At 68.5% G+C, this 12,734-nt stretch carries 14 protein-coding genes; 6 read left to right on the forward strand and 8 right to left on the reverse strand.

Annotated elements, in window-relative coordinates; genetic code table 11:
- Positions 1-4 precede the first annotated feature (4 nt).
- The 3 genes from BLT23_RS35760 to BLT23_RS41935 all read right to left on the reverse strand — a co-directional run bounded on the left by BLT23_RS35760 (position 5) and on the right by BLT23_RS41935 (position 1,666).
- Entirely contained in the window at positions 5-508 is a 504-nt protein-coding gene (locus BLT23_RS35760) for a DUF3145 domain-containing protein (protein WP_090058707.1), read from the reverse strand.
- Between the two features lie 200 nt (positions 509-708).
- Complete coding sequence (locus BLT23_RS41930; protein WP_245744532.1) at positions 709-1,149, reverse strand: S8 family serine peptidase; 441 nt, start codon at positions 1,147-1,149, stop codon at positions 709-711.
- A gap of 100 nt (positions 1,150-1,249) precedes the next feature.
- The gene (locus tag BLT23_RS41935) at positions 1,250-1,666 is read right to left on the reverse strand and encodes a hypothetical protein (protein WP_245744533.1); all 417 of its coding nucleotides are present in this window, start codon (positions 1,664-1,666) and stop codon (positions 1,250-1,252) included.
- Between the two features lie 170 nt (positions 1,667-1,836).
- Between BLT23_RS41935 and BLT23_RS35770 the strand changes: the two genes are divergently transcribed.
- The 3 genes from BLT23_RS35770 (at position 1,837) to BLT23_RS35780 (ending at position 4,917) form a co-directional block, all read left to right on the forward strand.
- Positions 1,837-3,090 (forward strand): hypothetical protein, encoded by a 1,254-nt coding sequence (locus tag BLT23_RS35770; protein ID WP_090058710.1) that lies wholly within the window; start codon positions 1,837-1,839, stop codon positions 3,088-3,090.
- A 12-nt stretch (positions 3,091-3,102) separates the two neighbouring features.
- Positions 3,103-3,465, forward strand: coding sequence for a VOC family protein (locus BLT23_RS35775; protein WP_176947080.1), 363 nt, complete (start codon positions 3,103-3,105; stop codon positions 3,463-3,465).
- 111 nt (positions 3,466-3,576) lie between these two features.
- Positions 3,577-4,917: a dihydrolipoyl dehydrogenase family protein gene (locus BLT23_RS35780; protein ID WP_090058720.1), complete on the forward strand. Its 1,341-nt coding sequence runs from the start codon at positions 3,577-3,579 to the stop codon at positions 4,915-4,917.
- On the opposite strand, the gene BLT23_RS35785 is transcribed toward BLT23_RS35780, so the two are convergent.
- Genes BLT23_RS35785 through BLT23_RS35795 form a run of 3 tightly spaced genes read right to left on the reverse strand, consistent with a single transcriptional unit; the run spans position 4,905 to position 6,464 of the window.
- On the reverse strand, positions 4,905-5,624 hold the full coding sequence (locus BLT23_RS35785; RefSeq protein WP_245744534.1) for a TetR/AcrR family transcriptional regulator: 720 nt from the start codon (positions 5,622-5,624) through the stop codon (positions 4,905-4,907). The genes BLT23_RS35780 and BLT23_RS35785 overlap by 13 nt on opposite strands.
- 17 nt (positions 5,625-5,641) lie before the next feature.
- Positions 5,642-5,860: a DUF6343 family protein gene (locus BLT23_RS35790; protein ID WP_218133985.1), complete on the reverse strand. Its 219-nt coding sequence runs from the start codon at positions 5,858-5,860 to the stop codon at positions 5,642-5,644.
- A 1-nt stretch (position 5,861) separates the two neighbouring features.
- Positions 5,862-6,464, reverse strand: a complete 603-nt coding sequence (locus BLT23_RS35795; protein WP_090058732.1) for a hypothetical protein — start codon at positions 6,462-6,464, stop codon at positions 5,862-5,864.
- 135 nt (positions 6,465-6,599) lie between these two features.
- Here BLT23_RS35795 and BLT23_RS35800 point away from each other — a divergent pair, with 135 nt between their 5' ends.
- The 3 genes from BLT23_RS35800 to BLT23_RS35810 all read left to right on the forward strand — a co-directional run bounded on the left by BLT23_RS35800 (position 6,600) and on the right by BLT23_RS35810 (position 12,151).
- Positions 6,600-7,019, forward strand: a complete 420-nt coding sequence (locus BLT23_RS35800; RefSeq protein ID WP_090058736.1) for a MarR family winged helix-turn-helix transcriptional regulator — start codon at positions 6,600-6,602, stop codon at positions 7,017-7,019.
- Positions 7,020-7,177: 158 nt separating this feature from the next.
- Entirely contained in the window at positions 7,178-9,403 is a 2,226-nt protein-coding gene (locus tag BLT23_RS35805) for a HelD family protein (RefSeq protein WP_218133986.1), read from the forward strand.
- Between the two features lie 81 nt (positions 9,404-9,484).
- Entirely contained in the window at positions 9,485-12,151 is a 2,667-nt protein-coding gene (locus BLT23_RS35810; RefSeq protein WP_090058746.1) for an NACHT domain-containing protein, read from the forward strand.
- Here BLT23_RS35810 and crcB read toward each other — a convergent pair.
- A complete protein-coding gene (gene crcB, locus BLT23_RS35815; RefSeq protein WP_090058751.1) occupies positions 12,096-12,434 on the reverse strand; it encodes a fluoride efflux transporter CrcB in 339 nt (112 codons plus the stop codon). The two genes, BLT23_RS35810 and crcB, sit on opposite strands and share 56 nt — an antisense overlap.
- The gene (locus BLT23_RS35820) at positions 12,431-12,721 is read right to left on the reverse strand and encodes a fluoride efflux transporter FluC (protein WP_218133987.1); all 291 of its coding nucleotides are present in this window, start codon (positions 12,719-12,721) and stop codon (positions 12,431-12,433) included. Before BLT23_RS35820 ends, crcB begins: the two co-directional genes overlap by 4 nt.
- Positions 12,722-12,734 lie beyond the last annotated feature (13 nt).

Genomic DNA, 12,734 nt, shown 5'->3' on the forward strand with positions numbered 1-12,734 from the left:
CCGGTCAGCCGACACGGTGCAGCCAGGTGACCGGTGCGCCGTCGCCCGCACGGCGGAACGGTTCCAGCGCGTCGTCCCACGCGGCGCCCAGCAGCTCGTCCACGCCGTGCGCGAACGCCTCACCGCCGCGTGCGCGTACCGCGAGTGCTCTGAGCTGGTCCTCGTTGACCACGATGTCGCCGTTGGCCGACGTGCGCGCGTGCCACAGCCCCAGCACGGGGGCGAAGCAGAAGCGCTCGCCGTCCTGACCAGGTGACGGTTCCTCGGTCACCTCGAAGCGGAGCATTGGCCACGCACGCAGCGCAGCCACGAGTTTCGCGCCGGTACCGGCCTCTCCGGTCCATGCGCATTCAGCGCGCAACTGGCCTGGTGCCGCGGGTTGCGCTGCCCACCTGAGGTCCACCCGGACGCCGAGGGTGCCCGAGATAGCCCACTCGACGTGCGGACAGACCGCAGACGGCGACGAGTGGACGTAGACCACGCCACTGGTGCTGCCACGGGTGCTCACTGCTGACCTCCGCTACTCGACGAGGGACGTCTTCCCCTACGCCTTTGCCGAGCGAGGTGATCACCGTGCGATCCCGCTTGCTGCATTCTGCCTCGACTTGAGGCATGTCCGCCATAAGAACCAGCTCGATCATCACCCGACCGGGGCAGATACGGGTCTTAAGTCCCGATCTCCCCCGCCGAGTGATGCGTGATCGTGATCTACGGGGCGTTTACCGCGGCGACCACGTCGACCAGGCCCGTTCCCTTGTCGTACGAGGAGGTGTGGGGCCCGGCGGGCTGGTAGCCCGTGCCGTGCTTGTGGGCCGTCGACTTCAGCGCGTGCTCGATCTCGGCCGGCGTCGCGGAGGGCTTGGACTGGAACAGCTGTGCGACGATCCCCGCGACGTGCGGGGCCGCCATCGAGGTGCCGCTGATCGTGTTGAACGTGCCGAGGTCGAGCAGTCCGGGACCGTGCCGCGGGTCCAGTCCGGTGGCGCGGATCGGCAGGTGCAGACGGCAGGACGACGTGATGTTCTCGCCGGGCGCGGAGATGTCCGGCCACGTCGAGGAGTCCGCCGCAGCACCCCGCGACGAGAAACCGGACACGGCGCCGTCTCGCGTGCCCGTGCCCTGGTCGTCGTAGGACGCCACGGAGATCACGGGTCGATGCCGGGCGGGTTCGACAGGTTCGCCGACCCGTCGCCGCCGTCGTTGCCGTTCGCCCACACCACGACGACGAGCTGCCGCTGCAGCTTGACCGTCACGGACTCGGGGTTGAAGGCGCCGCCGCCGGACGGGCCGCAGGAGTTGTTGACGACCTTGATGGGCGGGTGGGGTCGGCGCCGGAGTCGATCACCGCGACCGACACGCCCTCGCCGGTGAGCCCGAGATCGTTGCGGGCGTCGAGGCCGCGGGTGGCGGTGTGCGAGGTGGAACCGAGGAACCGGACGGGTTGCCGGACCTCGACGCGCGTGACGCCCGCTTTGGTCCGCGCGGACGAGATCCGGCTGGCATCGCCCCGCGCGGCGACGACTCCGATCTTGCGGAAGCTCGTGATCTTCCGCAGGCCGGCGGCCTCGACCGCCTGTTGAGCGGCGGTGATGCCGGTGCCGTGGACGTAGACCGTGGAGGCGGGAGCGGCCGTCGCGACAGGGGAGGCGACGGCCACCGGCAGCACAGCCAGCTAGGGAACACGCAGGGATATGGACCCTCCGTGAACATAGGCAGGCAATCCATCTAACGAGTGATCCACAATCCGGTGACGGAACTCACCCAATGTGTCGACTGGCTGCGGTTGCCCGGTCCCGGACCGCTACGGTGTCCCCCCGTGCGGAAAGGTGGGGAGTCGTGCGGCTGATCCGTCTGGGTGCCGAGCCCTCGGCCATCGGGGCGGACGTGCGTGCCGCCCTCACGGCCTGCGGCACGGGCACCCAAGCCCTCGGTGGGATCGCGTTGCTCGGCGTCCAGCCACCCGGCTGCCCGATGCCCCTCGACGCGATCGTGGTGCTGCCCAAGGGCGTGCTGGTGATCGTCGGCGTCGACCTGCCGGACCCCGCCGTGAAGCTCGAGGCACCGCTCGGCGGCCAGTGGAAGATGGACGGCTGGCCCCTCGTCTCCCAGGACGGCTCGCCCAACCCGGCGGCCGAGGCCGTGGCGGCGGCGACCGCGGTCGCCCAGCGCCTCCAGACGATGCGCGCGGAACCGCTCCCCGTCAGCACGGTCGTCGCGGTCGGCCCGTTCGTCGGCCAGGTCGTGCAGCCGACGGTCGACCTCAACCGCGGCGTGCGCGTGCTGCACCCCAAGCTCTCCACGCTGCTCTCCGCCGCGCGCGAGCTCGCGACGGCGACGGTGCCGTGCACGGCCGACCACGCGGCGAAGCTCCTCGCGGTCCTGCAGACCACCGGTACCCCGCCGGATCCGCGCTCGTTGCTCACCGAGGGCTTCAGCGACGCCGTGGCCCCCGACCTCGCCTCCGCCAGCACGATGCTGATCCCCAAGATCGGCGGCACGCGGTCCCCGTTGTCCCGCAAACGCTTGCCGGACGGCACGCCGCAGAAGACGCCGTGGGCGGTCTTCGCGGTGGCCGGGGTCGTCGCGCTGGTCCTGCTCGTCTGGCTGCTGGTGCTGCTGCCCGGCGGCGACGACAACGCCACCGGCTCGACGCCGGAACCGACGGTGCCGCAACCGACGACGGTCGTCGTGGACGGCACGGCGTTCGTTCCCAAGGAGACGAAGACGGACAAGGAGTGCCAGGCGCAGGCGTTCGGCGACGTGAAGGCGTGGCTGATCGCGAACGAGTGCTCCGAGCTGCTGCGCGCCACCTACGAGACGAAGGTGGGCGACAAGCAGGCGACGGTGCTCGTGGCGGACCTGAACGTGCTCGACGCCCCCAGCGCGAAGGCACTGCTGTCCGTCGTGGCGCTGCCGGGTTCCGGCGGTGTGCACGGGCCGGACGGCAAACCGCTGGAGAACGCGGCCTTCGCGAGCACGTCGAAGGGCGGCCACGTCCAGCTGGCGTTCGTCGTGTGGTCGGGCGGGGCGGGCGACGCGTCCCTCGACCCGATCGCCAAGTCCGCGTTGCGGCTCCCCGTCACCCGGTAGAGGGTGGAAGGCATGGTCGGACAACTTCGTTCTGTCGTGCTCGACTGCCCCGATCCCGGCGAGCTCGCCTCGTTCTACGAGAAGCTCCTCGGCGCCCAGCGGCTGGCCGGGGGCAGCGACACCTGGGTGGTGATCGTCGCGTCCGGGACGCGGCTCGCGTTCCAGCGTTCCGGCGACTACCAGCCGCCGGCGTTCCCCGATCCGCACGGCTCCCAGCAGTTCCACCTCGACGTGCTCGTCGAGGACGTCGAAACGGCCGAGAAGCAGGTGCTCGAGCTAGGGGCCCGGCTGCTGCAAAAGGAGACCGACGGCGCGTTCCGCGTCTACGCGGACCCGGTGGGACACCCGTTCTGCCTGATGTGGCTCGACGCCTGACCCCCTTCCGCCACTCGCACGCGGGGCCCCTTCGTACTGTCACATAGTACGAAAGGCCCCCGCGTGGCTCGAACGGGCGCGAGGCGGCGGCTCGGGCCTACTGTGGGCGCCATGGACTTCGACGTGATCGTCATCGGTGGTGGCCCCGTCGGTGAGAACGTGGCGGCGCGGACGGCAGCGGGTGGCCTGTCCACCGCCATGGTCGAGAAGGAGCTCGTCGGCGGCGAGTGCTCGTACTGGGCCTGCATGCCCTCCAAGGCGTTGCTGCGGTCCGGTCACGCGCTCGCGGCCGCCCGGCGCGTGCAGGGGGTGACCGGCGGATCGCTCGACCCCCAGCAGGTTCTCGCGCGGCGCACCGGGTTCACCTCGAACTGGGACGACTCGGGCCAGGTGCAGTGGGCCGAGTCGGCGGACATCCACGTGCTGCGCGGCGAGGGCGAGGTCACCGGCGAGCGCGAGGTGACGGTCGGCGGCGAGGTGCACCGGGCGCGGCAGGCGGTCGTCGTGTGCACGGGCAGCGTGCCGAAGATGCCGCCGCTGGACGGGATCGCGGACGCCCGCGTGTGGACGTCCCGCGAGGCCACGTCGGCGCGGGAGGTGCCGGACTCGCTCATCGTGCTCGGCGGCGGTGTCGTCGGGGTCGAGATGGCGCAGGCGTGGGCCCGGCTCGGGTCGAAGGTGACGCTCGTCGTGTCCGGCGACCGGCCGCTGCCCCGGATGGAGGAGTTCGTCGGGCCGCTGGTGGCCGAGGGACTCCGGGAGGACGGCGTCGAGGTGCTGCTCAACGCCCGTGCGTCGGCCGTCGCGCCGGGTGCGCTGACGCTGGAGGACGGCAGGGTCGTCCGCGGCTCGGAGATCCTCGTCGCGACCGGGCGGGTGCCCGCGACGAAGGACAGCAAGCCGCTGACCGTCGACGACACCGGCCTGGTGTCCGATGTGGACGGACGATGGCTGTACGCGGCGGGCGACGTCACCGGCCGCGCGCTGCTGACGCACCAGGGCAAGTACCAGGCGCGGGCGGTCGGGTCCGCGATCCTCGCGCAGGTGCGCGGGGAGGAGCCGGAGCCGTGGTCGGCCGGTCAGTCGAACGCGGACCACGTCGCGGTGCCGCAGGTCGTGTTCACCGACCCGGAGGTGGCGTTCGTCGGGCACACCGCGGAGGAGGCGCGCAAGGCGGGACGGGACGTCAAAGTCGTCGACCTCGACATCGCGGTCGCCGGGTCGTCGCTGCACGCCGACGGCTACAAGGGCAAGACGCGGATGGTCGTGGACGAACGCACGCGCACGCTGGTCGGCGTCACGTTCGTCGGTCAGGACGTCGCCGAGCTGCTGCACGCGGCCACCATCGCGATCGTCGGCGAGGTCCCCGTCGACCGGCTGTGGCACGCGGTGCCCGCGTACCCGACGATCAGCGAGGTCTGGCTGCGCCTGCTGGAGTCCTACGGGCTCTGAGACCCCACCGGGCCGGTGACCGGGTCCTGGGGTTCCAGCACGGTCCCCAGCATGCCGGTGAGCAGCTCGTTCGCCGTGCCGACCACGTACGCGCGGTCGTCCTCGTCGACGCGTTCGGCGAGCTTGAACAGCGCGTCCGCGGTCTGCACGGCGATCCGGAACGTCAGCATCACCGGTGCGTCGCCGTGGGCGCCGAACCGGGAGACGAACAGCTCCGCGAGGCGTTCGGCCATCAGCTCGTACTGGTCGACGCTCGAGTCGAGGCGGTGGCTGTCGAGCAGGTCGCTGAACCGCACCCGGCCGAAGCCGGGGATCTCGGTGAGCATCCGCAGATACACGCCGATGACCTGTCTCATCGCCTCACGCCACGTGCCGGCGATCCGGTCCGCGGCGAACATCTCCTCGATCTCGCGAAGGCACGTCTCCATACCGCGAAGTGCCAGCGCGTGTACCACAGATCGCTTGTCCGGAAAGTACTGATAGAAAGAACCGATGGGCACACCGGCCACTTCCACGATGCGCGCCGTGGTGATGTCGTCGTAGTCGTATTCGTTCAGAAGGCCCGCGCACGCGTCCAGGATCGCGGAGACGGTTGCCGCGCCGCGTTGTTGCACGGGCTGCCGCCGCATCACCCTGGCCAGCCTGCGCGTTGCCGGATTTTCATGCACGCGGACATCTTTATCCATAAATGGGCGCGTGCACAGCACATGTTCCTGACAAGTTCTCAGCCCGGATCGCCGCGGCGTTTGCGGCGGGCGACCCAGGCGAAGTCGACGAGGCACACGACGGCGAGCACCAGGAGCAGCACGCCGAGCCACACGAGATCGGCTCTGAGCGCCAGCCAGCCGGCGACCGCGTTGAACACCAGGCCGAACCCGGCGAGCCACAACCGCAAGGTCAACGCGCTGCGGGGCGGAGCAGGGGGAGGCAGGTAGTCGTTCACGTCACCCGGTTTCCCGCAGCAGCGGGGTCTCAACCCGGCGCAGCGGCCGGGGCGGCTTCGTCACGTACGGGCGCACGAGCCGCGTCACGGCGAGACCGGGCGCGATCAGCGGCACCACCGCGGTGAGCACGGCGGCGGTGATCCCGGCTCGCAGGACGTCCTTCGGGATGACGGCGACCCGGTCGACGACGAACGCGCGCCGCCCGGTGACGGAGACGACGGCGAGGACCGCCAGGAACACGACCATGCTGAGGATCGCGCGCCGGACGGCGTGGTCGTACCCGGCGGCCTCCCCCGCGACCAGAACCGCGAGCCACCCCGCGAGGGCGGGCAGTTGGCCCTGTTCGGTGGTCGCCGCCCAGCACAGGCCGCCGAGCGTGGCGAGCCAGACCAGGACGTCCACCCGTTCCCGCGCCCACAGCGACGCGGCGTCGAGCGGGATGCCCGTCCAGCCGAGCACGCCGAGCGGGCTCAGCGGTTCGTGGGCCAGCTGGCCGAGCACCCAGGCGAGCGTCCACGCGGACAGCACGACCGCGGCGACGAGCTGCCACCGCGGCCTGCGCACCACGCACCGGGCGAGCCGCACGATCTCCGCACGAGTCATACCCCCACCTTGCCGTGAACTGGTGGTTTGTGGTGAAACGTCACCCTGACGCTCACTCCGACGGCCCTCGTCCGGGCGCGTTGTGCACGCAGCGCTACCCACGATCGGGGGACGGAACTTTCCTATGCTGGAGACATGAGCATCGATCAGCTCCTGAGCCTTCCCAGCTACCTGATGCTCCAGCTGGTGCGAGAGGCTCGCCGGGCCGGGCGCACCGGGCCGCACCTGACGGTGCTCGCGCACCTCGCCGAACGGGACGCCGTGGCGCAGAAGCGGATCAGCGACAGCGTGCGGATGGACCCCAGCGACCTGGTCTCGGTCCTGGACGACCTGGAGGAGCTCGGGTTCGCGCGGCGCAGGAGGGACGAGCGGGACCGGCGGCGGTTCACCGTCTCGATCACCGAGGACGGCAGGCGGGAGCTGCGGGAGCGGATGGCGGCGGCGCGCAGGCACGAGGACGAGCTGCTGGCGCCGCTGACCCCGGCCGAGCGCGATACGTTGACCACACTGCTGCGCAAGACCTGGCTGCACCACGCCGATCTGCGTGTAGATTAGACAGTCTGCGCTCACGCGACCTGGCGCGGGCAGTTCTTTTCAACTGCATCGTTCGTCAACTGAACAACTGCAGGCGAGTCGGATAGAACCCGACGTCGCATCGTATCGAGAAATGAGGCAAGTTGTCAAGCCCCTCCGATGACCTCCGGCTTGCCGAAATGGAGCCGGAGCAGGAATACGTGGCCATGTTGTACGGCCGGCTCGACGACCTCCGCGAACAGACGTCGAAACGACTCGCACAATCGTTGCGACAAACCGGCGGCACGCACCAGATGCGGTCCGAACGCGACACGTCCGTCGCGATGTACACCGATCAATTGGCGCAGTACAGCGCCGTCGAGAACGGTCTCGCGTTCGGCAGGCTCGATTTCCACAACGGTGACCGCTTCTACATCGGCCGAATCGGTCTCTTCGACGAGGACAAGGAATACGAGCCGCTGCTGATGGACTGGCGGGCGCCCGCCGCCAGGCCGTTCTACCTCGCCACCGCCGCCTCGCCCGACGGCGTGCGGCGGCGCAGGCACCTGCGCACGCGCTCGCGCAAGGTGATCGGCCTCGACGACGAGGTGCTCGACATCAACTCGGCGGAGCCGTCCCGCAACGAGGGCCTGACCGGCGAGGCCACGCTGCTGGCCGCGCTGAACGAGTCGCGCACCGGCCAGATGAGCGACATCGTCGCGACCATCCAGGCCGAGCAGGACGTGATCATCCGGTCCGAGCTGAACGGCGTCGTGGTCGTGCAGGGCGGTCCGGGCACCGGCAAGACGGCCGTGGCGCTGCACCGCGCCGCGTACCTGCTCTACACCCATCGCCGCCAGCTCGCGAAGCGCGGCGTGCTGGTCGTCGGCCCGAACACGACGTTCCTGCGCTACATCAGCCAGGTCCTCCCCTCGCTCGGCGAGACCGGTGTCCTGCTGTCGACGGTCGGCGAGCTGTACCCGGGACTCACCGCCACCGGCAAGGAGCCCGCCGAGGTCGCCGCGGTCAAGGGCCGCCTGCAGATGGCCGACGTGATCGCCGCGGCCGTGCGCGACCGCCAGGAGGCGCCCGCGTTCGTCGAGATCCGCTTCGACAACGACGTGCTGCGCCTGGACCGGCGCGCGATCTCCGACGCCCGCGGCAGGGCGCGCCGCACCCGCCGCCCGCACAACGAGGCCCGCCGCACGTTCGCCCGCGAGATCATCTCGACGCTGGCGGGCATGGTGGTGTCCCGGCTGGGCGGGCACCTGCTCGACAAGACCGACGTGGACGACATCCGTCGCGAGCTGCGCGAGTCGGAGGAGGTGCAGGCCGCGATCTCGTCGCTGTGGCCGAAGCTGACGCCGTTCTCGCTGCTGTCGGAGCTCTACGCGAACCCGAAGCGCCGCAACCGGGCCATGTCGAAGTTCCCCCGCGAGGAACGCGACCTGCTCCAGCGCACCACCGACGACTGGACGCCGGCGGACGTGCCGCTGCTGGACGAGGCCGCGGAGCTGCTCGGCGAGGACGACACGGAGGCCAAGGCCCGTGCCGAACGCCAGCGCCGCCAGGCGATCGAGTACGCCCAGGGCGTGCTCGACATCCTCGACCTGGAGGACGACGCCGACCCCGAGATCCTGATGGCCACCGACCTGATGGACGCCTACCGCCTGGCAGAGCGCCACGGCGTGGACCGCTACGAGACGGCGGCCGAACGTGCCGCCGCCGACCGCACCTGGACGTTCGGCCACGTCATCGTGGACGAGGCGCAGGAGCTGTCGGCGATGGCGTGGCGCACCCTGATGCGCCGCTGCCCCAGCAAGTCCATGACGGTCGTCGGCGACATCGCGCAGACCGGTGACATCGGCGGCGCCACGTCGTGGGGCGAGGTGCTGTCGCCGTACGTGCAGAACCGCTGGCGGCTCACCGAGCTGACCGTCAACTACCGCACCCCGGCCGAGATCATGGAGGTCGCCGCGGACGTCCTCGCGTCCGTCGACCCGGACCTGGTCCCGCCGACGTCGGTGCGCGAAACCGGTGTGCCGCCGTGGGTCGCGGACGTCGCGTCGCTGGAGTCCGAGCTGCCGCAGCTCATCGCGGACGAGGTCACCGCCATCGGAGACGGCAAGGTCGCCGTGCTCGTGCCGGAGGCGCTGCTGCCGTCGGTGGGCGACGCGGTCGTTGCCGGGGTGCCGAACGCGTCGCAGGGCAACGACCTGGAACAGGCCCAGGTCGTGGTGCTCGGCGTGACCGACGCCAAGGGCCTGGAGTTCGACTCGGTGGTCGTGGTCGACCCGGCGGGCATCCTGGCCGAGTCGCCGCGCGGCGCGTCGGACCTCTACGTGGCGCTGACCCGTGCCACACAACGGCTCGGCGTGGTGCACACGGGCGCGTTGCCGGACGTGCTGTCCCGCTTGAAGAACTGACGCGTCGAGGACCTCCTCCGAAACGATTCCCGGCCACACGACGACATCGTCTGAAGCTGGGAATCTTCGAGGAGGTCCTCTTTGCCGAGCATCGAGTCGGTTGTCGTGCGGGTCGTCGCGGACGTCAGCGGAAGCCTCGCGCAGCGAGTCGACGAGTTGGTCGAGCCCGTCGACTTCTCGCTGCCGGACGACACCGAGCAGTTGCTGGACGCACTCGGCACCGACGCCGGGAAGCTCCTGGACTACCTGAACTCCCCTGACTTCAGCGTGATCGCGGCCCAACTCCGCATCGACTCCTCCCTCGCCGACGCCGCGGAGGAACAGGTCCGGCATGGTCTCCGGCTGGCGGGACTGCCGGAGAGATTCCTCGGTGAGACGGCCCGGATCGTCCGGCAGGTGCTCGTCATCTCGTGCCGCGAAGCTGTCTCCTCGTTCGACCGGCACAGCAGCCGCATCAACCGACAGGATCTGTCCGCAGCCGCCGTGGCGAACAGCCGGATGCTGGCGCGACTCGAATCCCTGACCCGGTTCCACACCTTCGCCTCACGGATGCGCAAGCAGATCGTCGCACTGCACGACAAGATCAGGCTGCCGCACATCGGAGTGAGTCGCGCGGTGCGTTACGACCAACTCTATGTGCGCCCCAACCTCGACGTGGAGGACGTCCGCCTCGGGGCGCCTGGCGACCGCAGCGTGATCCTCGGCGACCCTGGCGCGGGTAAGTCGACGTTCGCCGCCAAGCTCGCCCACGACATCGCGAGTGGTGACTCACAGCAGGTGCCTTTCTTGGTCGTGCTTAGGGAGTTCGTCGACACCCTCGGTCAGGGTGGCCACGACCTCCTGCACTACCTGGAGATGCTGTGCCGGGCGCCGTACAACGTCAAAACACCACCGGACGCCGTCGAGTACCTCCTGCGCTCCGGCCGGTCGGTGGTCATCCTCGACGGTCTCGACGAGATCGTGCAGACCGAACTCCGCCGGCGCGTCGTGGCGCTGGTGGAGGGCTTCGCGCATCTGTACCCGCTGGTGCCGATCGTCGTCACCGCTCGCCGGATCGGGTACGACGACGTGCCGCTGGCAAGCGATCTTTTCGCGACAACACAGATCCTGAAGTTCATAGACACCCAGGTGGACACCTACGTCCGCAGTTGGTTCGCCCTCGACGAGGCCGCCTCCCCCGCCGAACGCAAGCAACTCGCCTCTTCCTTTATCGCGGACAGCGTCCACATCAAAGAGTTGCGCACGAATCCACTTCTGCTCGCGTTGCTGTGCGCTATGTACTCCAGTGACCGCTACTTGCCCAGCAACTTGGCGCAGGTCTACGAACGATGCGCCTTGATGTTGTTCGAGCAGTGGGATGCCCGACGAGGCGTCCCACTGCCGTTGAAGTTCCAGGGCAGATTGCGCGGAGCAGTGCAGCACCTCGCCTGGAACATGTTCACCGCACCCAAGTCTGGACAGCCGCAACCCCGTTCCCGGATCGTGGGGACTCTCACTCGGTACCTGGAGGACAAACTCGACGATCACGACGAGTCTCTGGCTGCCGCGGAGCAGTTCCTCGCTTTCTGCACCGGTCGGGCATGGATTCTCACGGATGTAGGTGCGACCGAAAGCGAGCCGAGGTTCGGCTTCACACACCGCACATTCCTCGAGTACTTCGCGGCAGAGTACCTCGTACGGACCCACCGCACCGCGAAAGAGCTTTGGGCCACCTTGCTTCCTAACATCGACCAGTGGGACGTCGTCGGGCAGATCACCCTCCAGCTTTACGACAGGAATGTCGAGGGCGGGGCAGACGAACTGCTCGCCGCAGCGTTGTCCTCAGGCGGACTGGACTTCGCCGCAAGATCACTGGCCTACTCCCACCCGAGCAGCCGAACCATTCGCGCGATCACCGAGAAAGCTTTAACAAAGGCAGTTAGAGTTTCCCCTTTCGAGCGAATTTACATCGGAGACAGCGAGCGAGAGTACCCCACAGATGCCGCACTCTACACCTGCATGCACAGATGCTCACCAGCCAACCTATCCGTAATTGAAGAGGAAATCAGGTCAAACTTCGAAATCCTTCTCAATTCTTCCAACCCAGGCGCTATTGCAATCCTTCCTGCCATTGCATTCAAGGTGGCATCAGGATCACAAGATCGATGGAACGAAATTCAAGATGACCTCACTATCCGCTATAAGTCAACGATTACGAAGGAGGCGTTGAATGCCATTTGGGGAGTGGCAAGCTTCAGGGAAGACGGCAAGAATCTATCGGAGCTAATTCGTCGATGCGGAATCGTTCCACTCTACCTGAACTTCCGCTACCATAAATTTACTCTCTCCAGCGTCGGATCCTCCCTCTTGGGCAACCATTCCGGTAAATACAGGGTTCCGTCGGACGACCTGCTCGCCGTGACCATGACGGAACAGCCGACCCCCTGGGCCTCCGCAGACAACTTCGATGGTGACAACATCGATATTTACCACTGGACGAAATGCATAGACAACTTTCGCGCGATGTTGTCATTGCCAATATTGGAGTTGATCGCAGACAAAAAACAGCGGACTCAACTCACGGCATTCTACGACCGGCTCATGCGAGGCCGACGTGCGACCAATTCCCGGCGCGGCACCATCCGCTGGATTGACCAGGCCGATCTCGCCCCCGAGGTGAAGGAGTACCTCACGAAGTGGGTACGCCGGGAACTCAGCGTGGTAGGGCCATCCCCAGAGCCGCAGTCCCAACTCCCAGTACCACGCTGACCAGGACGTTCAGCAGGGCGGCACGGTACTTCTCCGCCTCCAGTAGCTTCACGGTCTCGTACGAGAACGTCGAGTACGTCGTGAGCCCGCCGCAGAACCCCAGTCCCAGCAACGGCATCCACGACGTGCCCACCACGAACCCGATCGCGAGGCACCCGAGGACGTTCACCGCCAGCGTGCCGAACGGGAAGCCGGACGAGTGCCGGGACTGGACGAACCGGTCCAGCAGGTACCGGCACGGCGCCCCGAGCGCGGCGCCGATGAACACCACGAGCGCGGTCATCGCGTCACCCGCAATCCGAGGAACGCCGCCAGCACAGCGCAGACGGGCGTCGCCAGCAGCGCCCACGACCACGACGCGGCGTAGGACGAGAAGGTCGTGAACCCGCCCAGCAGGCCGACGCCGAAGAACGCGCGCACCAACGGCCGGGGCACCAGGCCCATCAGCACGCCGATCAGGAACGACCCCAGCACGTTGACGAGGAACAGGCCCCACGCCCCCGGCACGAGCAGCGACAGGCCGTACCGCGCCACGCCGCCGAGCCCGCCACCCAGGGACACCAGCGACACGAAGGCCAGCGGA

The organism is Lentzea fradiae (genome assembly GCF_900100955.1).
Taxonomy (GTDB): Bacteria; Actinomycetota; Actinomycetes; order Mycobacteriales; family Pseudonocardiaceae; genus Lentzea; species Lentzea fradiae.

Bases quoted from the DNA above. Each gene is read 5' to 3' on its own strand.
- BLT23_RS35805 (WP_218133986.1), top strand. From the start codon at position 7,178: ATGGAGCCGGAGCAGGAATACGTGGCCATGTTGTACGGCCGGCTCGAC.
- BLT23_RS35780 (WP_090058720.1), top strand. From the start codon at position 3,577: ATGGACTTCGACGTGATCGTCATCGGTGGTGGCCCCGTCGGTGAGAAC.
- crcB (WP_090058751.1), bottom strand. From the start codon at position 12,434: ATGACCGCGCTCGTGGTGTTCATCGGCGCCGCGCTCGGGGCGCCGTGC.
- BLT23_RS35775 (WP_176947080.1), top strand. From the start codon at position 3,103: ATGGTCGGACAACTTCGTTCTGTCGTGCTCGACTGCCCCGATCCCGGC.
- BLT23_RS35800 (WP_090058736.1), top strand. From the start codon at position 6,600: ATGAGCATCGATCAGCTCCTGAGCCTTCCCAGCTACCTGATGCTCCAG.
- BLT23_RS35795 (WP_090058732.1), bottom strand. From the start codon at position 6,464: ATGACTCGTGCGGAGATCGTGCGGCTCGCCCGGTGCGTGGTGCGCAGG.